This is a genomic window from Cellulosimicrobium funkei (genome assembly GCF_001019615.1).
In the GTDB taxonomy this organism is placed as follows: Bacteria; Actinomycetota; Actinomycetes; order Actinomycetales; family Cellulomonadaceae; genus Cellulosimicrobium; species Cellulosimicrobium cellulans_E.
Genome location: NZ_JNBQ01000027.1, coordinates 1 through 23,780, shown reverse-complemented (window position 1 = coordinate 23,780; position 23,780 = coordinate 1). Strand labels below are relative to the sequence as shown.

The window sequence follows — 23,780 nt, the reverse complement described above, 5'->3', positions numbered from 1 at the left end:
CGACCGACCCGACGACCCCGACGCCCGGCGCCCCCGCTCCCCGCGTCCCCCCGCCCCGCTCGACCCCCATGCTCTCCGTGCCCGGGCCACGACCTCTCGTCTGGGCGCCGACGGCGCGCGGTGTCGAGCTGCTCCTGCCCGAGCCCGGCTCGGGCACGTTCGACGGCGCCGAACGACGACCGCTGCGCCTCGTGGGCGCGCACGTGCCCGGCTGGTGGGGCTACGACCACGAGCTGCCGTGGGGCACGGACTACGGGTACGCGGTCGACGGCGGACCGGGCCGGCCCGACCCTCGCAGCCCGTGGCAGCCCTACGGCGTGCACGGTCCGAGCCGCACGTTCGACGCGGCGTTCGCCTGGACCGACGACGCGTGGGCGGGCCGGGACGTGCGGGGCGAGGTCCTCTACGAGCTGCACGTGGGGACGTTCACGCCGCAGGGCACGCTCGACGCCGCGACCGACCGGCTCGACCACCTGGTCGACCTGGGCGTCGGCGCGGTCGAGCTCCTGCCGGTCGCGGCGTTCGGCGGCGAGCGCGGCTGGGGCTACGACGGCGTGCACCTGTACGCGGTGCACGAGCCGTACGGCGGTCCCCGCGCGCTCCAGCGGTTCGTGGACGCCGCGCACGCGCGCGGGCTCGCGGTCGTGCTCGACGTCGTCTACAACCACCTCGGCCCGTCGGGGAACTACCTGCCGGAGTTCGGCCCGTACTTCACCGACGCGCACGAGACTCCTTGGGGCTCGGCGGTGAACCTCGACCGCCCGGGCAGCCGCGAGGTGCGCGAGTGGGTCATCGACAACGCCGAACGATGGTTCGTCGAGTTCCACGTCGACGCGCTGCGCCTCGACGCCGTGCACGCGCTCGTCGACGACTCCCCCACGCACCTGCTGGCCGAGCTCGCGCGACGCGTCGACCGGGTCGAGCAGGAGCTCGGGCGACCGCTCACCCTCGTGGCGGAGTCGGACGAGAACGACCCGGCCACGGTCACGGGCGTCGAGCAGGGCGGGCGCGGAATGCGCGCCCAGTGGGCCGACGACGTCCACCACGCCGTGCACGCGCTCCTCACGGGCGAGCGGCAGGGCTACTACGTCGACTTCGGCTCGGTCGCGGTGCTGCGCAAGGCCCTCACGGGCGTGTTCGTGCACGACGGCACGTTCTCCACGTTCCGCGGCCGCACGTGGGGCCACCCGGTGCCCGCGGGGGCCGACGGGCACGCGTTCGTCGTGAGCGCGCAGAACCACGACCAGGTCGGCAACCGCGCGTTCGGGGACCGGACGTCGGCCACGCTCGACGGCGGGGGGCTCGCCGCGGCCGCGGCGCTCGTGCTCGTCTCCCCGTTCACCCCGCTGCTCTTCATGGGCGAGGAGTGGGGCGCGTCCACGCCGTGGCAGTTCTTCACCGACCACGCCGAGCCGGAGCTCGCCGAGGCGGTCCGGCGCGGCCGTGCCGCCGAGTTCGCCGACCACGGGTGGACCGACGGCGCCCCCGTCCCCGACCCGCAGGCGCGGGAGACCCGCGACGCGAGCGTCCTCGACTGGGACGAGCGCGACCGCGGCGAGCACGCGCGGCTGCTCGCCTGGTACCGGGCGCTCGTGGCGCTGCGGTCGCGCCCGGACGTCCGCTCGGGCGACCTCTCGGTCGTGCGGGTGCACGGGCCCGGTGGCGTGGACGACGACGCGTCCGGCGAGGAGCCGTCCGCGGCGTCCGCCCCGCGCGGCGGTCCCGCGTTCGTCGTGGACCGGCGGACCGTCGCGGTCGCGGTCAACCTCGGCGAGGAGCCCCGGCGGCTCCGGCTGGCGCTCGGCGGCACGCCGCGCGTGCTCGCCGCGTGGGACCCGACGACGAGCGTGCACCGGCGCGGCGTCGACCTCCCCGCGCGTTCGGTCGCCGTCCTGGCCTGGGTGTGACTACGCTCACGCCCATGCCGACGACGAAGAAGAAGTCGAAGAAGAAGCACGGCAAGGGCTCGGCATCCGGCTCCGGTCCCGGCTCCGCGTCGGCGGCGCTCGACGCCGACTGGGAGGTCGCCCCGACCGAGTCGCTGCGCGTGCGCGCCGGGTTCGACCTCGCCTCGTTCGACCGGGGCTCGACCCCGGGCTTCACGGGCGACAAGGCGGCCGGCCAGGCCCTCGTCGCGCGGCACGCGGACGAGCTCTCCGAGCTCCAGGAGCGCCTGTTCGCCGAGGGCCGGTCGGGCGGCTCGCGCTCGGTGCTGCTCGTGCTCCAGGGGATGGACACCGCGGGCAAGGGCGGCATCGTGCGCCACGTCGTCGGCCTCGTCGACCCGCAGGGCGTCGCGCACCGCTCGTTCGGCGTCCCGACGCCCGAGGAACGCAAGCACCACTACCTCTGGCGCATCCGCCGCGCGCTGCCCGAGCCAGGGTACATCGGCGTCTTCGACCGTTCCCACTACGAGGACGTGCTGGTCGCGCGCGTCGACGGTCTCGTGGCGCCCGACGTCTGGGAGGCGCGGTACGACGAGATCAACCGGTTCGAGGAGAAGGTCGTCGCGTCCGGGACCACGATCGTCAAGGTCGCGCTGCTCGTGTCCTACGAGGAGCAGCGCGCTCGGCTCATGGAGCGGCTGGAGCGCCCGGACAAGTTCTGGAAGTACAACCCGAACGACGTCGACTCGCGCCAGAAGTGGCCCGCGTACCAGGAGGCGTACCAGGCCGTCCTCGACCGGACGAGCACCGAGGCCGCGCCCTGGCACGTGGTCCCGGCCGACCGCAAGTGGTTCGCGCGACTCGCGGTGAGCGAGCTGCTGCTCGACGCGCTGCGCCGCCTCGACCTCGGCTGGCCGCCGGCCGACTTCGACATCGAGGTCGAGAAGAGGCGCCTCGCCGCGACGTGAGCCGCGGCACCGTGCTCGCTCGGGCGCGGCGTCAGGCCGACGCGCGCGCGACCGCGCGACCGTCCTCAGCGAGCGCGCCGAGGCGGGAGAGCGCGCGGTAGTACTTCTTGCGGTACCCGCCCCGCAACATCTCCTCGGTGAAGAGGCTCCGCTCGCCGGTGTACCCGTCGGACCCGGCGAGCAGCACGGGCACGTCGCGGTCGTAGAGGCGGTCGACGAGGACCACGAGGCGCAGCGCGGCCGACTGCTCGGTCACGGTGTGCGCGCCGGTGAGCGCGACGACCTCGACGCCGTCGAGCAGGGCACGGTAGCGGCTCGGGTGCACCTGGGAGAGGTGCCCGAGCAGGTCGTCGAACGCGTCCAGCGTGGCTCCGGGCCGGCCGGTGACCGCGGCCCGCACGGCGTCCTCGGGAAGCGGAGCGGAGTCGGTGACGACCGCACGGTGACGGTAGTCCTCGCCGTCGACGCGCAGCACCTCGAACCGGGCCGCGAGCGCCTGGATCTCGCGCAGGAAGTCCTCGGCCGCGAAGCGGCCCTCGCCGAGCGCCTCGGGCAGCGTGTTCGACGTCGCCGCGAGCGCGACGCCACGGTCGGCGAGCTCGCGCAGCAGGCGCGACATGAGGACGGTGTCGCCCGGGTCGTCGAGCTCGAACTCGTCGATGCACACGAGCTTCTTCGTGGCGAGCGCGTCCACGGTCGCCTGGAAGCCGAGCGCGCCCACGAGGTTCGTGTACTCGACGAAGGTGCCGTAGGCGCTCACGTCGAGGCCCACGGCGTGCGCGAGAGACGTGAGGAGGTGGGTCTTGCCGACGCCGAACCCGCCGTCCATGTACACCGCGGGCGCGGTCTGCTTGCGGGGGCCGAAGAGCCCCTTGCGCGCGGGCTTCACGACGGCCGCCGCAACCTCCTCGAGCCGGGCGACGGTGCGCGCCTGGCTCGGGTACGCGGGGTTCGCGCGGTAGGTCGAGAAGCGGGCGTCGGCGAAGTGCCGGGGCGGCAGGAGGTCGGCCAGGAGCCGTGCGGGCGGGACGGACGGGCGGACGTCGGCGAGGGCGCGCGCACGTCCGGGCACGGCGGGAGCCGCGTCGGAGGCCGACGCGCGGGCGGTGCCGGGGAGAGCTGCCGGGGCTGAGGCGCCACCGGCGACGGGCGCAGTCACGAGGATCCAGCCTACGCCTGCGGCTAGCCTGGCCGCTGTGACCTCCACCACGGCACCCTCCGACGAGCCCGCTGCGGCGTCCACCGAGCCGCCCGCGGGACGCACGGACCTCCCCCTGCTCGACGTGCTCCTGCCCGCCGCGGAGCACCTGCCCCCCGACCCGCGCGAGGAGCGGCTCGCGACCCTCTACGCGTACGGGCCGCCGTCGCGCGCCGCCCACGTGGTGCGCGCCAACATGGTCGCGAGCGTCGACGGCGCGGCGTGGGGCCCGGACCACCGCTCGGGGTCCATCAACGACGACGCGGACTGGCGGGTCTTCCGGGTCCTGCGCGCGCTCGCCGACGTCGTGCTCGTCGGCGCGGGGACCGCCCGCGCCGAGGGCTACACCGCGCTCGACCGGCCGCGCGGCCTGCGGCACCTGCACGACGCCCCGCTCGAGCTCGCGATCGTGACCCGGACGGGTCGCGTGCCCGAGGCGCTCACGCACGGTCACCGCCCGCCGTACGTGCTCACCGGACCTGCCGGGGCCGCCACGGCGAGGGGCGACGTGCCCGCAGACCGGGTGCTCGTCGTCGGGCACGACGCCGCGGGCGCGCAGGACGAGCACGAGCCGGGCGCCGGCGTCGACCTCGCCGCGGGGCTCGCCGCGCTCGCCGACCGCGGCCTGGCCCGCGTGCTCACCGAGGGCGGGCCGACCCTCCTGGGCGACCTGCTCGCGGCGGACCTCGTCGACGAGCTGTGCGTCACCACCACCCCGACCGTCGTCGGGCGCGGTCCCGGCCGCATCGTGGCCGGGGCTGTGCGGTCCGGCACGACGGCGCTCCCGCCCCGGGGCGCGCGCCTCGCCCACCTGCTGCACAGCCCCGAGGACCGGCCGGGCTCCCCCGCCGGTACGACCGCCGCGCGCTGGCTCCTGCCGATAGGCTGACCCGCGTGACCGACACGATCCTCGTCCTGACCGAAGACACGCTGAACCCGGCCGACGTGCAGCACATCCTGTCGCTGCACGAGGACGAGCAGCTCGCCTACCGGGTCCTCGTGCCCGCGGACACGGAGCGCAACGTGATCTCCGGGATCATCGACCACCTGAGCGTGGGCGAGCTCAAGGAGGCGTGGGACGAGGTCCTGGGGCGCGAGCCCTCGCCCGTCCAGGCGACGGTGACGGCGGGCGAGCAGCTCGAGCGCAGCGTCGCCGAGCTGCGCGCGGCGGGCCGCGAGGCCGACGGCGCGGTCGTCGACGACGACCCGCTGCCCGCGCTGCACAAGGCCGTCGCCGCGGACGGCGTGCGCGAGATCGTCGTGGTGACCTACCCGCACGCCGTCGAGGACACGTTCCACACCGACTGGGCGTCCCGCGCGCGCGAGGAGCTCCACGTCCCGGTGCTGCACCTGTACTCGGGCACGAGCGAGCTCGGCTGACGCCTTCCCTCGTACCGCTGCAGCGGCCTGGTCAGGCCCCGCGGACGCGGTGCCCCGCGCGGCGGATGGTCGCGCGGGCGAGCTGGTCGGTCGAGTCGAGGTAGAGCGGGTCGGCGAGCAGGTCGTGGTCGACCGCGACGACCGACAGCTCCGTGCAGCCCAGCACGATCACCTGGGCGCCCCGCTCGACGAGCCGCCCCGCGACGGCGCGGAACGTCTCGATGTCGACGGGCCGGCCCGCCTTGACCTGCTCGTAGATGATCTGCGACACGAGGGCCTGGTCGGCGTCGTCCGGGACGAGCGCGTCGACGCCGTGACGGGCGAACGCGTCCTGGTAGACGCCCGACGCCGCGGTGCCCGCCGTCGCGAGCAGCCCCACCGCGCGCAGGTCCGCGACCCGTGACCGGGCCGCGTCGACCGTCGTGTCGATGATGGACACGAACGGGACGCTGATCGCGTCGAGCACCTGCTGGGTGAAGTAGTGCGCCGTGTTGCACGGCATGACGAGGAAGTCCGCCCCGAAGCGCTCGAGCCGCTCCGCGTCGCGCGCGAGCACCGGACCCGGGTCGGCGTCCGAGCGGCCGAGGATGAACGCCGTGCGGTCGGGGATCGTCGCGTGGTTGAGCACGACGGCGTCCACGTGGTCCTGGTCGCGCTCCGCCTCCGTGAGCTCGACGAGGAGCTGGAGGAAGTACGCCGTGGCGAGGGGCCCGACACCTCCGAGCACTCCGACGAGGGGCTGGGCGTGGTCCTGGTCCGGTCGCGACGTCACCCGTGGATCCTACGGCGGCCCGCCCCGCCCGCCGCCACGGCCACAGGTCCCGGCCCGACGACCCCCGCCGCTAGGGTGGCGGCCATGACCGTGCGCCACGTCCTGTTCGACGCCGACGGCGTGCTCCAGCACATCCCTGACGGCTGGTACGCGGCCGTCGCGCAGTACCTGGGCGACCGTGCGCACGACTTCGTCCGGGAGACGTGGAGCGAGGACCTGCCCATGCTCGTGGGCGAGGGCGACTACCTCCCCGTGCTGGCCGCCGGGCTCGAGCGGTACGGCGTGGCGGTGTCGGCGGAGGACGTGTACCGCGCGATCTGGTTCGACGCGCTCGAGGTCGTGGACGCGTCGTTCGACCTCGTGCGGGCGCTGCGCGCGAGCGGCTACGGCGTGCACCTCGGCACCAACCAGGAGCGCCGGCGCGTGCCGTTCATGCGTCACGCGCTCGGGTATGACGCCGAGTTCGACACGAGCTGGTACTCGTGCGAGCTCGGGATCGCCAAGCCGGACCCGCGGTTCTTCCTCGAGGCCGCGCGGCGCATCGGCACGGACCCGGGCGACGTGCTCTTCGTCGACGACACCGCGCGCAACGTCGAGGGCGCGCGCGCCGCCGGCATGGTCGGGGTGCACTGGGACGTCTCGCGGGGCCACGACGAGCTCGTGCGCGTGCTCGCCGGGCACGGCGTCGTCGTCCGCGCCGGTCAGGACCGCGCGGGTGAGGCCGTCGCGGGCGAGGGGGTCGGCCCGGGCGCGGCCGTACCCGGCCCGTAGGATGGCGGACGCCCGCCGACCACACAGAGAAACGGACGACTTTTCGCGATGACGTACGGCAACGCCGAGTTCCTCCCCATCGTCCTGGGGACCAACCTCAACACCTACAACATCGCGAGGTCGTTGCACGAGGCGTACGGCGTCCGCACGCTGGCCCTGGGCCGCTTCCCCCTGCGCGAGACGGCGGACTCCCGCATCGTCGACGTGCGCACCTACCGCGACTTCGACGACCCCGAGCGCATCGTCGCGGTCCTGCGCGAGCTGGCCCAGGAGTTCCCGGGCCGCAAGCGCCTGCTCATCGCGAACATCGAGTTCTACACGAACGTCGTGATCGCGCACCGCGCCGAGCTCGAGGACCTCTACCTCATCCCGCTCGTGGGCCAGGAGCTGGCGGCGCGGCTCATGAACAAGACCGACTTCTACCGCACCTGCGCGGAGCTGGGCGTGCCGCACCCGGAGACGGTGATCGCCACGGCGGCGCACGTCGACGCCCCGGGCTTCGGGGAGGACCTGCCGTTCCCGTACCCCCTCATCCTCAAGCCGTCGGACACGGACACGTACCCGCGCCTGCAGTTCGAGGGCAAGAAGAAGGTCTACCTCGTGCAGGACGCGGCCGAGCTGCGCGACGTCGCGCGCCGCATCTACGCCGCGGGCTACACGGACGACCTCATCGTGCAGGAGTACCTCGCGGGCGACGAGTCGGTCATGCGCGTGGTCAACACGTACTCCGACCGGCACGGCCGGCTGCGGTTCCTGTCCGCCGCCCAGATCGTGCTCGGCGAGTACGACCCGAAGCTCGTGGGCAACTACAACGCCGTCGTGACGATGAAGGACGACAAGCTCACCGAGTCGATCCGGCACCTGCTCGACAGCCTCGGCTACGTCGGTGCCGCGAACCTCGACGTCATGTACGACCGCCGCACCGGCACGAGCAAGATCCTCGAGGTCAACCTGCGCCAGGGCGCGGCAAGCTTCTACACGATGGCCGCGGGCGGCAACCTCGCGCGCTGCTACGTCGAGGACCTGGTGCACGGGCGCGAGCTGCCCGAGCAGGTCACGTCGGAGGCCCGGCTGTGGATCAACGTGCCCTACCCGGTCGTCCGCGCGCTCGTGCCGGTGTCGCTGCGCCACCGCGTGAAGAAGGCCCGCAAGCACGGGGTCTGGCACACGCTGCGCTACGCGCCCGACAGGAGCCTGCGCCGCCGGGTCGACGTGTGGCGCGTCGACCTGCGCCACACGCTCGACTACGTGAAGTTCGCTCGCTCGCGACCGTCGGCATGACCCCGGGCAGTGCTGCGCCGACAGGGATCGCCTGATCGAGGGTCTCAGGCGCCCAGCGCGGACCGCACCGCCTCGACGATCCGGCGCGCCGTCGCGACCCCGACCGTGGTCGGCAGGTTGACGACGCGCGCCACGAGGTCCTCGGTCGTCGCGAGCGCCGGGTCTCCCGGCGTGTACCCGTAGACCGTCGGGTCGTCCGGGCCGGGGAACAGCGCCGGCCGGTACCACTTGCCGACGTAGAAACCGGCCGCCGTGAGCTCCCGCACGAGCCGGTCGGCGGTCGCGGCGTCGGGCGCGAAGAAGGGGAACCGGACCAGCGGCGCGCGCTCGCCGATCCCGGCGGGCACCTCGACGACGTCGGACAGCCCGCGCACGTACTCCGCGACCGTGTCGGCACGGCGCGCCTCGACGTCGCCGCTCGACCGCAGCGCGTCGACCATCCGGCCGGTGACCCACGACGACGGCCGCTGCGGCGGGTGCGCGAGGCCGCCCCGGTTCTCGACGGGGGCGATCGCCGGCTCGTACGCGCCGACGGCGGTGAGCGCGCCGCGCACCTTCCCCGCCGCCCCGCCAGGGAGCCGGTTGAGCACGCGCACCTGCGTCCGGAAGCTGCGCGCGGCGAGGTCGAGCCGTGCGCCCACGACCGGCAGCGCGTCGAGCGCGGAGACGATCGCGGCGCGCAGCCCCGGCTCGAGCGCGGGGTTCACCCACACGGCGCCGCCGAACCGCGTCGGGAGCATCTTCTCCACCCCGAACGAGTGGAACGAGACGTCCGCGACCGGCGACCCGTCGGTGTCCCGCGCGAGGCGCGTCACGCAGTGCGCGCTGTCCTCGACGAGCAGCGCACCGACGGAGCGCGCGGCGGCGCGCAGCCGGAGCGCGGTCGCGTCGTCGACGATGCCGAACGTGTTCTGGAGCACGACGGCGCGCGTGGCCGGCCCGACGACGAGCCGCTCGGGGTCGATCGCGACGGTCGCCGGGGAGACCTCGGCGTAGACGGGCCGCAGCCCGGCGACGAGGACGGGGTCGACCGCCGTCGAGCACGTGAACACCTGCGTGACGACGTCGCCCGTCCCGCGCGCCTCCGCGAGGGCGCGGAACACGACCTCCATCCCGTAGCGGGCCTTGAAGACGAGGAACCAGTCGGCCGGGTCCGTGCCCGTCCGGTCGGCGAGCATCCTCGTCGCGGTCGCGTCCTGCGGGTGGCGGCTCATCGTTCTCCGTGTCGTCCGACGTCAGGGGTGGGGCCGACGCAGCGTCCGGCCGGGTCTAGCCTGCCACGTCGGAGGCGCGTGCGGCCCGGGCCGCACGCGCGCCGTCGTCCCGGGCCAGGCCCGGAGAGGCCGGACGCGCCGACGGCGGCCGCCGCGCCGGAGCGCGACGACCGCCGTCGGGTCGTGCGGTGGTGAGCCGTCAGGCGTCGGACTCGGTCCGGTCGCCCGACCACTCGGTGTGGAACGTGCCCGCCTTGTCGACGCGGCGGTAGGTGTGCGCGCCGAAGAAGTCGCGCTGCGCCTGGATCAGCGCAGCGGGCAGACGCTCGGCCCGGACGCCGTCGTAGTAGGCGAGCGACGACGAGAACGCGGGCGTCGGCACCCCGTTGAGGGCGGCCTGCGCGACGACGCGACGCCACGCCGCGAGGCCGTTGCCCACCGCGCCGGTGAAGTACTCGTCGGCGAGGAGCAGCGGGAGCTGCGCGTCGCGCTCGTACGCCTCGGTGATGCGGTTGAGGAAGCGAGCGCGGATGATGCAGCCGCCGCGCCAGATGCGCGCCATGGCTCCGCGGTCGATGTCCCAGCCGAACTCGGCGGACGCCGCGGCGATCTGGTCGAAGCCCTGCGAGTACGCGACCACCTTCGACGCGTAGAGCGCGAGGCGCACGTCCTCGACGAACGCGTCGCGGTCCTGCACGTCCCACGCCGCGGCGTCGGCGGGCAGCGCGGCGCGGCCCGCCTCGCGCTGCGGGACCGACCCCGACAGCGCGCGGGCGAACGTCGCCTCGGCGATGCCGGTGATCGGCACGCCCAGGTCGAGGCCGTTCTGCACCGTCCAGCGGCCGGTGCCCTTCTGCTCCGCCTGGTCGAGCACGACGTCGACGAACGCCTTGCCGGTCTCCGCGTCCACGTGCTGGAGCACGTCCGCGGTGATCTCGATGAGGAACGACTCGAGGTCGCCCGTGTTCCACTCCTCGAAGATCTTCCCGATCTCCGCGGCGGACGCGCCGAGCCCCTGCTTGAGCAGGTCGTACGCCTCGGCGATGAGCTGCATGTCGGCGTACTCGATGCCGTTGTGCACCATCTTGACGAAGTGGCCGGCGCCGTCGGGCCCGACGTAGGTGCAGCACGGCACGCCGTCGACCTTCGCCGAGATGTCCTCGAGGATCGGGCCGAGGCTCTGGTAGGACTCGCGCGTGCCTCCGGGCATGATCGACGGGCCGTTGAGCGCGCCCTCCTCGCCGCCCGAGACGCCGGTGCCCACGAAGTGCAGGCCCTGGGCCGCGAGCGCCTTCTCCCGGCGGATCGTGTCGGGGAAGTGCGCGTTGCCGGCGTCGACGACGATGTCGCCCTCCTCCAGCAGCGGCACGAGCTCGTCGATGACGGCGTCCGTCGCCGCGCCGGCCTTGACCATGATGACGACCTTGCGCGGGCGCTCGAGCGACGCGACGAAGTCGGCCATCGACTCGGACGGGACGAAGTCGCCCTCGCTGCCCGCCTCGGCGATCAGGGACTCGGTCTTGGCGTACGAGCGGTTGTGCACCGCGACCGTGTAGCCGTGCCGGGCGAAGTTCCGGGCCAGGTTGCGACCCATGACGGCGAGTCCGGTCACACCGATCTGTGCGCGTGCTGACATCTGCTTCCCTGCTCCTCGAGGGTCGGTCCCGGCGCACGACGGCCGCGCGGGGAGGGCGCGGAACCGGACCGGGCCGGGCGGGAGCGCGGCCGGGTGCACCGGTGATGGATACCCCGCCAGCCTAGTCCTCGTGCGCCGCACCGCTCCCGAGCGGCCACGATCCGGTCACCGGAAGCGTTCTTGACGAAGTCGGGATCACGATTCGATGACACCCGCGCGGCGCGCGTCCGGTTCGTCCGGTCGGCTCGTAGTGTGCCGAGGGTGATCACCGCTCACGGGACCGACGCTCCCCCGGAGTTCCGTGCCGTCCTCGACGCCCTCGGCGCGCGGCGGCTGCGACCCGAGGTGACGCTGCGCGAGGTCCCCGCCCCCCGCCGGATCGCGCCGTGGTCGGTCGCGCTCACGGGCGAGGTGGAGGCCGCGCGCTCCGAGGACCCCGACCTCGCGTCGGGCCGGTTCATCGTGCTCCACGACCCCGACGGCCAGGAGGCGTGGCAGGGCACCTTCCGTGTGGTGACCATGGTGCGCGCGACGCTCGAGCCGGAGATGGCGTCGGAGGAGATGCTCGCCGAGGTCGCGTGGACATGGCTCGAGGACGCGCTCCACGACACGGGCGCCGCCGTGCGAGCGGAGGGCGGCACGGTGACGCGCGTCCTGTCGCAGAGCTTCGGCGCGCTCGCCGGGAAGCACAACGACGTGGAGCTGGAGATGCGCGCGTCGTGGACGCCGGTGCCCGCAGGGGGCGCCGGTGCGGCGGACCTCGGAGACCACCTCGCGGCGTGGGCGCAGCTGTTGTGCACGGCCGCCGGGCTGCCTCCCCTGCCCGACGGCGTGACACCCCTCGGTGCTCGGCCCCCCGCGCGACGCAATACCGTGAACCCATGAGCTCGACCGCAGCACCCGCACCCCCGCCGCTCGACCCGACCCCCGCGGCCGGCACGCACCAGACCGTCGTCACGCCGCTCACCGAGCCGTCCGACGGGCTCGGCCGCGTCGTCGACACCCCGGCGGCCTTCGCCCGCATCGTCGACGCGTTCGCCGCCGCGAGCGGCCCGGTCGCCGCCGACGCGGAGCGTGCGTCGGGCTACCGCTACGGTCAGCGCACCTACCTCGTCCAGGTGCGCCGCGAGGGCGCGGGGACGGCGCTCGTCGACCCGGTCGCGGTGCCCGACCTGTCGCCGCTGCGCGAGGCGGTCGGCGACGCCGAGTGGGTCCTGCACGCCGCGTCGCAGGACCTGCCGGGCCTCGCCGAGCACGGCGTGGTCCCGGCGAGCGTGTTCGACACCGAGCTCGCGGCGCGGCTGCTCGGCATGGAGCGCGTCGGCCTCGCCGCCGTCGTCGCCGAGGTGCTCGGCCTGGGCCTCGCGAAGGAGCACTCGGCCGTCGACTGGTCGACCCGCCCGCTCCCGGACGACTGGCTGCGGTACGCCGCGCTCGACGTCGAGGTGCTCGTCCCGCTGCGCCGGGCCCTCGGCGAGCGGCTCGAGGAGGCGGGCAAGGCCGGCTGGGCGGCGGAGGAGTTCGAGGCGGTGCGCACCGCCGGACCGCCGGCACCGCGCCCCGAGCCGTGGCGGCGCACGTCCGGCACGCACACGCTGCGCGACCCCCGTCGCCTGGCGGTCGTGCGGAGCCTGTGGGAGGCCCGCGACGCGACCGCGCGCGCGCGGGACATCGCGCCCGGCCGCGTGCTGCCCGACCGCGCGATCGTCGCCGCTGCCGAGGCGCTGCCCCGCACGGCCGGCCAGCTCGTCGAGCTCCCCCCGTTCGCGGGCAAGGGCACGCGCCGCCGGGCGGCGTACTGGCAGCGCGCGATCGACGCCGCGCTCGCGCTGCCCGCGAGCGCCCTCCCCACGACACGGGGGCCGCGCACGGACGCCCCGCCGCCGCCGCGCGCGTGGGCCGACCGCGACCCCGGCGCCGCGGCCCGCCTCGAAGCGGCGCGCGGCGTCGTGCAGGGGATCTCGGAACGGTTCGCGCTCCCGGTGGAGAACGTGCTCCAGCCCGACGCGCTGCGGCGCCTGTGCTGGACGCCGCCGGACCCGCTCGATGCGGCGGGGATCGCCGCGTTCCTGCACGGGCGCGGCGCGCGCGACTGGCAGGTGGCGCTCGTCGCCGAGCCCCTCGCGCAGGCGTTCGCGAGCATCGGGCGGGCGTAGCGAGCGGGTAGGGTCGTCCGCGTGCACGACGCGAACCTGACGATCCGGACAGTCACCGACCGCGCCTCCTGGGACGCCCGGGTGAACGAGCTCGGCGGCCACCCCCTCCAGCTCTGGGGCTGGGGCGAGGTCAAGGCCACGGGAGCGTGGACCCCGCACCGCGTGGAGGCGGTGGACGCCGACGGCCGCGTCCGCGGCCTGGCCCAGGTGCTCGTGCGCTCGCTCCCGGCGCAGTTCAAGGCGCTGTGCCACGTGCCCCGCGGGCCCGTGATCGCGCCGGCGGGAGACGGCTGGGGCGCCGGCCCGGGCGTGGGCGACGACGCGACGCGCGACGCCGTGACCCGTGCGGTCGTCGCGTGGTGCAAGACGACGGTGGGCGGCGTGGGCGTCACGATCGAGCCCGACTGGCCGGTCGGGACGCACCTCGCGCTGCCCGACGCCCGCCCCGCGGCGAACCCGATCCTCTACCCGGTGACGCTGATCCTCGACCTCACGAAGTCCGAGGACGAGCTGACGAAGGCCATGGGCAAGTCGACGCGGTACGACATCCGCAAGGCGGCGCGCACCGGGCTCGAGGTGCGCCGCGTGACGGACGAGGCCGACGTGCGCCAGGTGCTCGACGTCTACCACGAGACCGCCGAGCGCGCGGGCTTCGCGCTGCACGACGACGAGTACTACCTCGCGATCCACCGCGAGCTCGGCGAGCACTCGGTGCTCGTCGCCGCGTTCTCCGAGGGCGCGCCGGTGTCGTTCGTGTGGTGCGTGTCGTCGGCGACGACGTCGTTCGAGCTCTACGGCGGCATCAACGACGCGGGGCGCAAGCTGCGCGCGAACGCGCCGGTGAAGTGGCACGCGATCACGCTCGCGCAGCAGGCGGGGCTGGTCCGGTACGACATGAACGGGCTGCTCAACGACGGGATCAGCGAGTTCAAGCGCAGCTTCGCCCAGCACGACGACGAGCTCGTGCACAGCGTCGACGTGCCGTTCTCGATGTGGTACTCCGCGTGGAACAAGGGCCTGCCGACCGCGAAGAAGGTCGTGCGCAAGCTCCGCGGGAGCCGCTGACCGGAGCTCGCCGCTTTCCACCACCACTCCGAGAGACCCGGTATCGCAGGATGCGATACCGGGTCTCTTCATGTCGTAGCATCGGTCTCGTGCTTTACCGATACTCGCGGTAGCGTGTATCGCACGTACGACCCCCGAGCGGTGCCGCTCCCGGACACCGCCGTCCCGACCATCTGCATCGGATGGAGATGCCATGACCGTGGCCAACGAGGCCCCCTCTCCCACCTCGGCACCCACCCAGGCCGCGCGCCGCCGCCCCGTGCGCGACGTCGTCTTCGTCGAGGGCGTGCGCAGCCCGTTCGGCAAGGCGCGCCCCGACGGGATCTACGCGGAGACCCGCGCGGACGACCTCGCCGTGAAGACGATCCGCGAGCTGCTGCGCCGCCGCCCCGAGCTGCCCGCCGAGCGCATCGACGAGCTCGCGCTCGCCGCGACCACGCAGACCGGAGACCAGGGCCTCACCCTCGGCCGCAGCGTCGCCGTCCTCGCCGGGCTCCCCAAGTCGGTGCCCGGCTTCGCGATCGACCGCATGTGCGCGGGCGCGATGACGGCGGTCACGACCACCGCGGCGAACGTCGCCGTGGGCGCGCAGGACGTCGTCGTCGCGGGCGGCGTCGAGCACATGGGCCACCACCCCATGGGCGAGGGGTCGGACCCGAACCCGCGGTTCGTCGCCGAGCGCCTCGTCGACTCCTCCGCGCTCGTCATGGGCGCGACGGCCGAGAACCTGCACGACCGGTACCCGCACCTCACCAAGGAGCGCGCCGACGCGTACGCCGTCGCGAGCCAGGCCAAGTACGCGAAGGCCCTCGCGAACGGGGACATCTCCCCCGACCTCGTGCCGGTCGCGACCCGGTCGACCGAGCTCGGGTGGGGCCTGGCCACGGCCGACGAGCTGCCCCGCCCCGGCACCACGGTCGACTCGATCCGCGACCTCAAGACCCCGTTCCGCCCCGGCGGGAAGGTCACCGCGGGCAACGCCTCGCCGCTGACCGACGGCGCGACGGCGTGCCTGCTCGCCGCGGGCGACGTCGCCGAGGAGCTCGGCCTGCCGGCGCGCATGCGCCTCGTCGCCTACGCGTACGCGGGCGTCGACCCCGAGGTCATGGGCATCGGGCCGGTCCCCGCGACCGAGCGCGCGCTCGCGTCCGCGGGCCTGACGATCGACGACATCGGCCTGTTCGAGATCAACGAGGCGTTCGCGGTCCAGGTGCTCGCGTTCCTCGACCACTTCGGCATCGCGGACGACGACGAGCGCGTCAACCAGTACGGCGGCGCCATCGCCATGGGCCACCCGCTCGCGTCGTCGGGCGTGCGCCTCATGACGCAGCTCGCGCGCCAGTTCGAGCAGCACCCCGAGGTGCGCTACGGCCTGACGACCATGTGCGTCGGGCTCGGCATGGGCGGAACCGTGATCTGGGAGAACCCGCACCACGCCGACTACTCCGGCCACACCTTCGAGACCGCGGAGAACTGACGATGAGCGCACCCACCGACACCCAGACCCCCGCGGCCTCGCAGGACGCGACGCAGGACGCCCCCCGCGGCGAGCGCGTCACGCACTCGCTCGTGCGCGACGTCGCGCTCCCCGGCGGCACGGGCACGCTCGCCCTGCTCACGCTCGACAACGGGCTCGACCACACCAAGCCGACGACGCTCGGCCCCGAGGGCCTCGCGGAGCTGCACGCCGCCCTCGAGACGCTCCAGCGCCGGGCCGCGGACGGCGAGATCGTCGCCGTCGCGATCACCGGCAAGCCGTACTTCCTCGCCGCGGGCGCGGACCTCACGCAGGCCGCGGCCGTCCAGGTGCGCGACGACGCGCTCGCCCTCGGGCGGGCCGGTCACGCCGCGTACTCGCTGCTCCAGGACATGGGCGTGCCGACGTTCGCGTTCGTCAACGGCGTCGCGCTCGGCGGCGGCCTGGAGGTCGCGCTGAACTGCACGTACCGGACCGTCGCGTCCGACGCCGGTGCGCTCGCGCTGCCCGAGGTCGGCCTGGGCCTGGTCCCCGGCTGGGGCGGCGCCTACCTCGTGCCGCGCCTGCTGGGGGTCGAGAAGGCGATGGACGTCATCCTCGCCCGCCCGGCCGCGAACAAGCCGTTCAAGGCCAAGGAGGCGTACGAGATCGGGCTCGTCGACGCGCTCTTCGAGGCGCCCGACTTCCTCGAGTCCTCGCTGCGCTGGGCCGAGGCCGTGCTGCGCGGCGAGATCGTCGTCGAGCGGCGCGAGCTCGACCCGCAGCCCGTGTGGGACGCCGTCGTCGCGGGCACGCGCCAGCGCCTCGACGCGGTCGTCGCCGGCTCGCGCCCCGCGCCGTACCGCGCGCTCGACCTCGTCGCGGCCGCGCGCACCGCGTCGCGCGAGGAGGCGTTCGCCGCCGAGGACGAGGCCCTCGCGGACCTCATCATGAGCGACGAGATGCGCGCGAGCGTCTACGCGTTCCAGCTCGTCTCGAAGGGCAAGCGGCCCCAGGGCGCGCCCGACGCGAAGCTCGCCCGCCCCGTCACCCGCGTGGGGATCGTCGGCGCCGGGCTCATGGCCGCGCAGATCGCGCTGCTGTTCGCCCAGCGCCTCCAGGTGCCGGTCGTCATGCGCGACCTCGACCAGGAGCGCGTCGACAAGGGCCTCGGCTACGTGCGCGCGACGGTCGAGAAGCTCGTCGGCTCGGGCCGCATGTCCGCGGACACCGGCGCGCGCATCGTCGGCTCGGTGCACGGCACGACCGAGCTCGGCGACTTCGCGGGCTGCGACGTCGTCATCGAGGCGGTCACGGAGATCCTGGGGCTCAAGAAGAAGGTCTTCGCCGAGCTCGAGGGCGTCCTCTCGCCCGAGGCCGTGCTGCTGACCAACACGTCCGCGCTCTCGATCACGGAGATGGCGGCCGACCTCCAGCACCCCGAGCGCGTCGTCGGGATGCACTTCTTCAACCCGGTCGCCCAGATGCCGCTCGTCGAGATCATCCAGGCGGCGAAGACCGACGACGCCGCCCTCGCCACGGCGTTCGCCATGACGAAGAAGCTCCGCAAGACGGCCGTCCTCGTCGCCGACCGCCCCGGGTTCGTCGTCAACCGCCTCCTCATCCTGCTCATGGGCAAGATCGTCGAGGCGGTCGAGAACGGCACGTCGGTCGAGGTCGCGGACCGGGCGGTCGCGCCGCTCGGCCTGCCGATGCCGCCGTTCGCGCTGTTCGACCTCGTGGGCCCGGCCGTCGGCCTGCACGTCCTCACGTCGCTGCGCGAGGACCTGGGCGAGCGGTTCCCCGAGTCCCCCGGTCTCCAGCGCATCGTCGACGAGCAGATCCCCGTCGTCCTCGACGCGCCGAAGGGCCTGCCCAAGCCCGTCGACCCGGCGATCCAGGCCGTGTTCGGCACGGGTGAGGCGGGCGGCCCAGGAGCGCTGGACGAGGCCGGCGTCCTCGACTCGGTGCTCACCGCGCTCACGCAGGAGATCGGGCGCATGCTCGACGAGGGCGTGGTGGCGAGCCCGTCGCAGATCGACCTGTGCATGATCCTCGGCGCAGGGTGGGGCTTCCACCTCGGCGGCATCACGCCGTACCTCGACCGCACGGGCTACAGCGAGAAGGTCCTGGGCCGCCGACTCCTGCCCGACGGCGTCGCGAACGTCCCGGCGGCGTCGCGCGTCTGACCGACCGCGGTCGGATCTCGGGCCGCGAGCGCCCTCCCGTGGTCGTACGACGACCACGCGGAGGTTCCGCTCGCGGCCCGATCCGTCGCGCTCGCGCGCTCCGTAGCGTCGTGGGCATGACGAACCGCACCCCCGCCCAGCCCGCCACCGGCCTTCCCCTGACCACGACCCCGCGCGGCACGACCGAGCGCCGGATGCTCGGCGCCCTCACGCTCGCTGCCGGTGCCGCGCTCCTCCTGTCCGCGTGCGGCAGCATCGGTGAGGCGGTCGCCGAGAACCGTGCGGGCCACACCAAGACCTACGAGTTCGCGACCGGGAAGGTCGGCAAGGCCGACGCCGTGCTCCCCGACTGGGTCCCCGACTCCGCCACCGACGTGCGCGAGGTGGTCCGTACGACGGGCGACGAGCGGATCCTCACGATGACGGCCGACCTCGGCGCGCTGCCCGCGAGCTGCACTCCCGTCTCGGCGCGGCACCCCCTGGAGCCTCGGCCCGCGCGTGGCGACCTGACCGCCGCCGACTACCGCACGACGGCGACGCTCGAGGCGTCGTGGTGGGACGAGGGCACCGAGCAGTCCGCGACCGCGATGTGCGGGACGTGGTGGGTCGGCTCGCGCGACGGCGCGCTGTTCGGGTTCACCCCCGAGCTGAAGGCCGTCGAGATCGAGGACCAGCCCGGCCCCGCCTGAGTCAGTCTTCCCAGCCCATGCGCAGGACCTCGAACGCGACCGCGTGCGTGACACCCATGCGCTCGCCCGTGGGCGCGCTCATGGACGCGAGGAACGCGGCCGGGTCGAAGTCCGCCCAGCCGAGGCCGTCGAGGTAGGCGGCGTGCGCGCGCAGGGACGCGACGCCCGCGTCGAACGTCGCGCTGACGTCCACGCCGTGCCGGGCGTCGGGCGACGCGGCGACCCACACCTGGCGCACGCCACCCCAGGGCTCGACCCCGTCCGTCTCGACCTGCTCGCGGAACACCCACCGGTTCCCCGCGTCGCGCACGGCGTCGACGACGGCCCGCCCCGTCGCGACGTGGTCCGCCTGGTTGAGCATCCCGCCCGGGAACGTCTCGCGGTAGTTCCCGGTGATCACGACGTCGGGCCGGTGACGCCGGACCGCCCCCGCGATCGCCCGCCGCAGCGGCAGCCCGTACTCGAGCACGCCGTCCGGCAGCCCGAGGAACTCGACCTCCTCGACGCCGACGATCCGCCCGGACTCGATCTCCTCCGCCTCGCGCACGCGTCGCGCCTCGTCGGGGTCCATGCCGTCGATGCCGGCCTCGCCGCTCGTCACCATGCAGTACACGACCCGCTTGCCCTGCCCCGTCCACCGCGCGACCGCCGCGGCGGCGCCGAACTCCATGTCGTCGGGGTGGGCGACGACGGCGAGCGCCGTGGACCAGTCCTCGGGCAACGGGGTGAGCGGGGGCAGGGCGTCCGGAGCGGTCATGACGCCACGCTATGCCGCGCCACGCCAGCGGGCGCGCCGACCGGGTGCACGGCGCCGCGTCATCGCTCGACCGGTTCGTCCTCCACGACGGCGTCGACGACGGGCGCATCCTCGACGGACGTGACCGCCGGATCGACGAACAACCGGGCGCGCTCGGCGTCGACGACCGCGCGCGCGAGCGACGCCTCGGACACGTCGACCGCGCCCGCGACCTCCTCGGCGAGCGCGCTGCGGCGCGCGTACGCGTCGAACAGCCGCGCCTTGGTGCCGAGAAGGCGCACGAGGTGCTCGTCGACGCTGTCGACCGTGAGCAGGCGGTGCACCTGGACGGTCTCGACCTGACCCATGCGGTGGGCGCGGGCGACCGCCTGCGCCTCGGTCGTGGGCTTGGTCTGGGGCTCGCACAGGATGACCACGGAGGCGGCCTGGAGATTGAGGCCCACTCCCCCGACGTCGATCTGGCTGACGAGCACGCGCGGGGCCCCGGAAGCGGCGAAGTCGTCGACGACGGTCTGGCGGGCATGTGCGGGCACCGAGCCGGTGAGGGGTGGGAGCGCGAGGTCGCCGAGCGCGCGCACGACCGCATCCACGACGTCCCGGAAGTACGAGAACACCACGACCTTGCGTCGGTTCTCGGCCGCCTCGCGCGCGAGCTCCACGAGCCGGCGCAGCTTGGCCGAGTCCTCCGGGTGGTCGACCGCGAACGCCGCGCGCCGCATCGCCATGAACGACCCCGCCGCGACCGCCTCGCGGTACGCCGCGCCGTCGACCGCCCCGAGCCGCTCCCACTCGTCGACCTGCACGAGCTCGGGCAGCTCCTCGAGCACGTCCTCGGCGTTGCGCCGCAGGTAGGCGGGCGCGACGGCGTGCCGGAACGCGTCGGGCCCGGCGGCCCCGTGCGCGGCGTCGAGGCGTGCCGCGAGCTCGGGCTGGAGGTAGCCCAGCAGGGTGCGGAACTCCTCGACCCGGTTCTCCATGGGCGTGCCCGTGAGCAGCAGCACGTGCTCGGTCGCCCGCGCGAGGGCCGCGACGGCCACGGACCGCTTCGCGAGCGGGTTCTTCACGAAGTGCGCCTCGTCCACGACGAGCACCGCCGGCGCCGCCGCGGCGAACGCCTCGGTCCCCGCGCGCCGCAGGCCCGCGAAGGTCACGACGGCGACACCGCCCGCAGTGCGCCACGCCGCGGCCGCCTCCTCCCGGTCCTCGCCGTGGACGGCGTGCACCGGGAGGCTCGCGTGCGCGCGCAGCTCGCGCACCCAGTTCTCCAGCACGCTCGCCGGGCACACGACGAGCGCGTGGGTCGCACCGCCGGCGACCAGGTGCGCGACGACGGCGACGGCCTGCACCGTCTTGCCCAGGCCCATCTCGTCGCCCAGGACGACGCGGCGCTGGGCGAGCGCGAAGCGGGCCCCGAACGCCTGGTACCCGCGCAGCGAGACGGTCAGCAGCGACTCGTCGAGCGCCTGCGTCTGCACGCGGTCCACGAGCTCGGCGGGCAGGTGCCCGGCCGCGGCGGCGACGTCGCGGCCCGTGGGGGCGACGCCGTCGAGCAGCGCGTAGTACGCCGCGGACCGGCGGCGGAAGTCCTCCCAGACGTCGTACGGGCGCGCGGGCTCGGCGAGCAGCCCGACGACGCGCCGCGCCTCCTCGGCGAGCCCGGTGGCCCGCGCCCGCTCGGCGACCGCGGCGAGCACCGTGACCGCCGCGGACGCCCGACGCCGCCGCTCGCCCCACGCAAACAGGCGGCGCGGCCCGCTCGCGGCGACCAGCGCGTCGGCGCGCACGCGCTCGTGCTCGGCAAGCGCGGCCCGCACCTGGTCGCCGTAGCGCGCGACGGCGGCGTCGGCCAGGTCGAGCGTGTGCAGCGCCTGGACGAGCGCGGTCGCGACCGGGTCCGTCGGCGTGAGGTCGATCCGGAAGCGCTGGCTCTCGCGCACGGCGCGCGCCACCTGCTCGGCGGCGGCGAGCAGGTGCGTCGCCGTCTGCGGGCCGATCTCGGGGAGCTTCTCCAGCCCGTCGCGCCCGAGCCGCGCGACCTCGCCGACCGTCCGCACGCCCGCGTCCGCGAGCGCCCCGAGCCGCAGGCGCTCGCGCGTGACGTCGCGCAGCGACGCGACGTCGACGGCGTCGAGGCGCGCCAGGACCTTCTCCTCGCGGCTGTCGCCGAACGCGGCGCGCACCTGCTCACGGGCCGTCCCGGGCGCGGCGGAGAGGGTCGCGAGCAGCGCGGCGAGGGCATCCGCGTCCGCGACGACCGCCCGAGCGGTGGCGACGTCGGGCAGCGCGCCGCTCGCGGCGGTCACGACTCGCGGCGCACGACGTGCTCCGCGAGCCTCCGCGCCACGGTCTCGACGTCGTCGATCTCGCCGGCTGCGACACCGACGACGAGGGCGTACGCGGTGTCCTGCGGCATGACGAGCCGCACCCCGTTGAGCGCGTAGAAGAGTCTGACTGCGACCCAGCCCAGTCGCTTGTTCCCGTCGATCAGCGCGTGGTTCTTCGTGACGGAGAGAAGCAGCGCCGCTGCCTTCTCGTCGAGGGCGGGGTAGGCCTCGACGCCGTACATCGACGCGGCCGGACGCGCCAGTGCGGACGACAGGAGCCCGAAGTCGCGGACGGCGGGCGGGTGCCCGAGGAACGCCGTGGCGGCGGCGACGAGGTCGTCCTCGTCGAGGTACACGATCACGGCTACTGCGCGAGCCGGTCGAGCAGCTCCTGGTCCTCCGCCACGATGTCGGCGAGCAGCCGGTCACGCATCTCGCGCCGCTTCGCGTCGTACTCCACGACGGCGCGTGCGACGGCTGTGTTCGCGGAGACGCCCTCGCGGCGGGCGATACGCTCCAGCGCCGCCTGCGCGTCGTCGTCGAGCCGCAAGGTCATAGCCACGTGAGCTCCTCTCGTTTGGTACCACCACGGTATCAGAGCTCGGGCGGCACCGTGCAGGGATCAGGCAGGAGCGTTCGCGCGCTCGGCGAGCCAGCGCTCCATCCGGGACTGCGCCGCGTCGAGGAACGCCGTCTTGTCGCGCGTGTAGTCGTCGTAGTCGTCGGCGTCCGCGTGGCGCGCGGCGAGGTCGCGCTTCGTCGCCTCGTACGCCGCGGCCTCGGCGGGGACGGCGCGCAGCCAGTCGCGGAACGCGACGACGTACGCCGCGAACGGGGAGTCGAGACGCCGGACGTGGAGGATCACGGGCGGCTCGTCGTCGTCACCGGGGCGGGTGAGCAGGCGCTTGGCGTAGAGCTCGGGGGCGGGGTCGGCGCGCGGGCGCGGGACGTCCCGGTACACGCCGGGCGAGTCGGGGCGCGCCCCGCGCTCGATCGAGAACCCGAGCGGCCCGAGCGCGGCGTCGACCTCCGCCTCGGAGGGCAGCGGCGCGACGCGCACCTGGAGGTCGATGATCGGCTTCGCCGCGAGCCCGGGGACGGCCGTCGACCCGATGTGCTCGACGACGACCGGGCCCGTGCGGTCGGGGCTCGCGAGGTCGGCGAGCGCGCCGGCGACGCGCTCCGTCCACCGCCTCCCGGCGTCGGTCCATCGGGGGTCGTGGGCGTCGACGGTCGCTGCAGGCACCCGCGCACCCTACGACCCGACCCCGCCCCGGGGAGCGCGAACCCGCCGAGACGTGAGAAGTGGCCCCGGGAGCACGGCGGTCCGGGACCACTCCTCACGTCTCGGCGAGCGGGCGCTCGTCGGTGGGTCGGTCAGTACGTCGTCAGGCCGTGGGCGCGGAACTGGTCGCGCACGCGCTCGGTGAGCTCGGCGGACGGCGCGGGCGTGTCGTCGAGCTCGTAGGTGCGCCCGAGCGCGTCCCACTTGTCGCGGCCCATCTGGTGGAAGGGCAGCACCTCGACGCGCGTCACCGTGCCGGGGCGGATCGCGTTGAGCGAGGCCGCGTACTCCGCGACCTTCTCCACGTTGTCCACGTCGTCGGTGAGGCCCGGGACGAGGACGAAGCGCACCCACACCTCGGGCGCGTGGCCGGTGAGGCCGCGCTCGGCGATCCGCCTCCCGAACCGCAGCGTCGGCTCGAGGTCGCGACTCGTGACCTTCCTGTAGGTGTCGGGGTCGCCGGACTTCACGTCGAGCAGCACGAGGTCCGTGTCGTCGAGCATCGCGTCGGTCGCGTTCGCGCCGAGGAAGCCCGACGTGTCGAGCGCGGTGTGCACGTCCATCGCCTTGGCGCCGCGCAGCACGCGGGCGGCGAACGCGGGCTGCATGAGCACTTCGCCGCCGGAGAGCGTGAGCCCCCCGTGCGTGGCCCGGAACACGGGCAGATAGCGCTTGACGCGCCCCAGGAGCTCGTCCGCCGTGACGGGCCGACCGTCCTTCATCGCGAACGTGTCGGGGTTGTGGCAGTAGAGG

General features: G+C 74.5%; 22 protein-coding genes. 12 read left to right on the top strand and 10 right to left on the bottom strand.

Features of this window, described 5'->3' with window-relative positions; translation table 11 throughout:
• Window positions 1-68: 68 nt before the first annotated feature.
• Window positions 69-1,907, top strand: a complete 1,839-nt coding sequence (gene treZ, locus FB00_RS15655) for a malto-oligosyltrehalose trehalohydrolase (protein ID WP_047233874.1) — start codon at window positions 69-71, stop codon at window positions 1,905-1,907.
• Between the two features lie 14 nt (window positions 1,908-1,921).
• Window positions 1,922-2,854, top strand: a complete 933-nt coding sequence (locus FB00_RS15650; protein ID WP_082141389.1) for a PPK2 family polyphosphate kinase — start codon at window positions 1,922-1,924, stop codon at window positions 2,852-2,854.
• 31 nt (window positions 2,855-2,885) lie between these two features.
• On the opposite strand, the gene zapE is transcribed toward FB00_RS15650, so the two are convergent.
• Window positions 2,886-3,926 carry a cell division protein ZapE gene (zapE, locus tag FB00_RS15645; RefSeq protein ID WP_047233844.1) on the bottom strand — a complete coding sequence of 347 codons (1,041 nt, stop codon included), beginning with the start codon at window positions 3,924-3,926 and terminating at the stop codon, window positions 2,886-2,888.
• 124 nt (window positions 3,927-4,050) lie between these two features.
• On the opposite strand from zapE, the gene FB00_RS15640 reads away from it, so the two are divergent.
• Together FB00_RS15640 and FB00_RS15635 are read left to right on the top strand one after the other, a co-directional pair.
• Window positions 4,051-4,941: a dihydrofolate reductase family protein gene (locus FB00_RS15640; RefSeq protein ID WP_231581889.1), complete on the top strand. Its 891-nt coding sequence runs from the start codon at window positions 4,051-4,053 to the stop codon at window positions 4,939-4,941.
• Between the two features lie 5 nt (window positions 4,942-4,946).
• Entirely contained in the window at window positions 4,947-5,432 is a 486-nt protein-coding gene (locus tag FB00_RS15635) for a hypothetical protein (protein WP_047233843.1), read from the top strand.
• A gap of 31 nt (window positions 5,433-5,463) precedes the next feature.
• Here the strand turns inward: FB00_RS15635 and FB00_RS22410 are convergent, their stop codons facing one another.
• Window positions 5,464-6,204, bottom strand: coding sequence for an aspartate/glutamate racemase family protein (locus FB00_RS22410; RefSeq protein ID WP_047233842.1), 741 nt, complete (start codon window positions 6,202-6,204; stop codon window positions 5,464-5,466).
• Window positions 6,205-6,288: 84 nt separating this feature from the next.
• Here FB00_RS22410 and FB00_RS21740 point away from each other — a divergent pair, with 84 nt between their 5' ends.
• Window positions 6,289-6,975: an HAD family hydrolase gene (locus FB00_RS21740; RefSeq protein ID WP_331386750.1), complete on the top strand. Its 687-nt coding sequence runs from the start codon at window positions 6,289-6,291 to the stop codon at window positions 6,973-6,975.
• 48 nt (window positions 6,976-7,023) lie between these two features.
• Window positions 7,024-8,256, top strand: coding sequence for an ATP-grasp domain-containing protein (locus FB00_RS15620; RefSeq protein WP_047233841.1), 1,233 nt, complete (start codon window positions 7,024-7,026; stop codon window positions 8,254-8,256).
• 44 nt (window positions 8,257-8,300) lie between these two features.
• On the opposite strand, the gene FB00_RS15615 is transcribed toward FB00_RS15620, so the two are convergent.
• Both FB00_RS15615 and gndA read right to left on the bottom strand, forming a co-directional pair.
• The gene (locus FB00_RS15615; protein WP_047233840.1) at window positions 8,301-9,470 is read right to left on the bottom strand and encodes a DegT/DnrJ/EryC1/StrS family aminotransferase; all 1,170 of its coding nucleotides are present in this window, start codon (window positions 9,468-9,470) and stop codon (window positions 8,301-8,303) included.
• A 199-nt stretch (window positions 9,471-9,669) separates the two neighbouring features.
• A complete protein-coding gene (gene gndA, locus FB00_RS15610) occupies window positions 9,670-11,106 on the bottom strand; it encodes an NADP-dependent phosphogluconate dehydrogenase (protein WP_047233839.1) in 1,437 nt (478 codons plus the stop codon).
• A 261-nt stretch (window positions 11,107-11,367) separates the two neighbouring features.
• On the opposite strand from gndA, the gene FB00_RS15605 reads away from it, so the two are divergent.
• The 6 genes from FB00_RS15605 to FB00_RS15580 all read left to right on the top strand — a co-directional run bounded on the left by FB00_RS15605 (window position 11,368) and on the right by FB00_RS15580 (window position 18,661).
• A complete protein-coding gene (locus FB00_RS15605; RefSeq protein ID WP_231581887.1) occupies window positions 11,368-11,991 on the top strand; it encodes a DUF3000 domain-containing protein in 624 nt (207 codons plus the stop codon).
• The gene (locus FB00_RS15600) at window positions 11,988-13,262 is read left to right on the top strand and encodes an HRDC domain-containing protein (protein WP_047233838.1); all 1,275 of its coding nucleotides are present in this window, start codon (window positions 11,988-11,990) and stop codon (window positions 13,260-13,262) included. The genes FB00_RS15605 and FB00_RS15600 overlap by 4 nt, the downstream gene beginning before the upstream one ends.
• A 21-nt stretch (window positions 13,263-13,283) precedes the next feature.
• The gene (locus FB00_RS15595; RefSeq protein WP_231581886.1) at window positions 13,284-14,327 is read left to right on the top strand and encodes a lipid II:glycine glycyltransferase FemX; all 1,044 of its coding nucleotides are present in this window, start codon (window positions 13,284-13,286) and stop codon (window positions 14,325-14,327) included.
• A gap of 193 nt (window positions 14,328-14,520) precedes the next feature.
• A complete protein-coding gene (locus FB00_RS15590) occupies window positions 14,521-15,804 on the top strand; it encodes a thiolase family protein (protein ID WP_047233837.1) in 1,284 nt (427 codons plus the stop codon).
• Window positions 15,805-15,806: 2 nt separating this feature from the next.
• A complete protein-coding gene (locus FB00_RS15585; RefSeq protein WP_047233836.1) occupies window positions 15,807-17,972 on the top strand; it encodes a 3-hydroxyacyl-CoA dehydrogenase NAD-binding domain-containing protein in 2,166 nt (721 codons plus the stop codon).
• A 116-nt stretch (window positions 17,973-18,088) separates the two neighbouring features.
• Window positions 18,089-18,661 carry a hypothetical protein gene (locus FB00_RS15580; RefSeq protein ID WP_052877723.1) on the top strand — a complete coding sequence of 191 codons (573 nt, stop codon included), beginning with the start codon at window positions 18,089-18,091 and terminating at the stop codon, window positions 18,659-18,661.
• Window position 18,662: 1 nt separating this feature from the next.
• Here the strand turns inward: FB00_RS15580 and FB00_RS15575 are convergent, their stop codons facing one another.
• The 6 genes from FB00_RS15575 to FB00_RS15550 form a co-directional block, all read right to left on the bottom strand.
• Window positions 18,663-19,418 carry a PIG-L deacetylase family protein gene (locus tag FB00_RS15575; RefSeq protein WP_047233835.1) on the bottom strand — a complete coding sequence of 252 codons (756 nt, stop codon included), beginning with the start codon at window positions 19,416-19,418 and terminating at the stop codon, window positions 18,663-18,665.
• A 59-nt stretch (window positions 19,419-19,477) separates the two neighbouring features.
• Window positions 19,478-21,721, bottom strand: a complete 2,244-nt coding sequence (locus tag FB00_RS15570) for a DEAD/DEAH box helicase (RefSeq protein ID WP_082141386.1) — start codon at window positions 21,719-21,721, stop codon at window positions 19,478-19,480.
• Window positions 21,718-22,104, bottom strand: a complete 387-nt coding sequence (locus FB00_RS15565) for a type II toxin-antitoxin system death-on-curing family toxin (RefSeq protein WP_047233834.1) — start codon at window positions 22,102-22,104, stop codon at window positions 21,718-21,720. Before FB00_RS15565 ends, FB00_RS15570 begins: the two co-directional genes overlap by 4 nt.
• A 2-nt stretch (window positions 22,105-22,106) precedes the next feature.
• On the bottom strand, window positions 22,107-22,304 hold the full coding sequence (locus tag FB00_RS15560; protein ID WP_108047630.1) for a CopG family transcriptional regulator: 198 nt from the start codon (window positions 22,302-22,304) through the stop codon (window positions 22,107-22,109).
• A 60-nt stretch (window positions 22,305-22,364) separates the two neighbouring features.
• The gene (locus tag FB00_RS15555; RefSeq protein ID WP_082141385.1) at window positions 22,365-22,988 is read right to left on the bottom strand and encodes a GrpB family protein; all 624 of its coding nucleotides are present in this window, start codon (window positions 22,986-22,988) and stop codon (window positions 22,365-22,367) included.
• Window positions 22,989-23,119: 131 nt separating this feature from the next.
• Window positions 23,120-23,780 (bottom strand): radical SAM protein (locus tag FB00_RS15550; protein ID WP_047233833.1); only part of this gene is annotated, 661 nt, incomplete at its 5' end.